The 908-nt window shown below is 31.1% G+C and carries 2 protein-coding genes; one reads left to right on the top strand and one right to left on the bottom strand.

The genetic code is table 11. The features are described from left to right. A partial coding sequence (locus BG20_RS01710; protein WP_010190041.1) for a tetratricopeptide repeat protein occupies window positions 1–427 on the top strand: 427 nt, incomplete at its 5' end. Window positions 428–429: 2 nt separating this feature from the next. Here the strand turns inward: BG20_RS01710 and BG20_RS01705 are convergent. After that, window positions 430–908: diphthamide synthesis protein (locus BG20_RS01705; protein ID WP_010190040.1), on the bottom strand; the 479-nt coding region annotated here is incomplete at its 5' end.

The following is a 908-nucleotide window of genomic DNA, read 5'->3' as shown; positions in this document are numbered from 1 at the left end:
CGCAATACAATGTTATGATGCTGTATTGAAATTATCACCTCAGGAACTTTCTGTTTTGGTAAACAAAATATCTTCATTGAGAAAAAAAGGCAAATTCTCTGAAGCGCTAAAATACTGTGATAATATATTAGAAAATAACCCCAAGTACAACATTGTGTTATACCATAAAGAGAGAATCTTGTTTTCAATGAACCAATTTGAAGAATCATTACTTTGTTGTGATGCCATTCTAGATGATTATCCTCTTAACGGCGATGTATTGTTTGATAAATCTTGTAGTCTTGCAATGATTTACAAAATAGACGATGCTCTTTATACACTTGAAAAAGCAATTTCCCAAGGAATTCAATATAAGATCAAAGCAAAAAAAACTAAATCTTTTGAAAAGCTAAAGGACAATATCAAATTTCAAAAACTAACATCTTAATTTTATAACCAGTGAGGGATCTCTAGATATCCCTCTATGCTTTCATGTCTTAATATTTTTAAAAGTGCATTTGCTTGAGGTGTAGACAAAACAGGTTTATCAAACTGATTGTCAGTAGAAATTCTAGGACATGCTACTTGGATAAACGCATCTATTCCTTTCAGATTTTTTAATCTCTCGTTTGTAATGTCTGTTAATGCAAATAATTGAACAGTCTTTCCTTCTTTTTCTAATTCATTTTTAAATTTTAATGCAAACACTTTGGATAATTGCCCTTCTTTTAATCCTATGATTATTCCAAATGTCTGTGCTTCAGCAGCTTTGTAAATCGCAAGAGTTGCTTTCTTTTTTAATTTCTGTGCAAATTCTGTCACTTCTCGAACCTCATTAAAATAAGGATCTAAGACATATGTTGGCATATTGGTTGAAAGTGCAATTCCAGCAGCATGAAAATTACTTTGCCCTAAAAATACATAGGCAT

It is taken from the genome of Candidatus Nitrosarchaeum limnium BG20, assembly GCF_000241145.1.
Classification (GTDB): domain Archaea; phylum Thermoproteota; class Nitrososphaeria; order Nitrososphaerales; family Nitrosopumilaceae; genus Nitrosarchaeum; species Nitrosarchaeum limnae.
The sequence above is the reverse complement of the archived record's forward strand: the minus strand, read 5'-3'. Positions and strand labels throughout refer to the sequence as shown.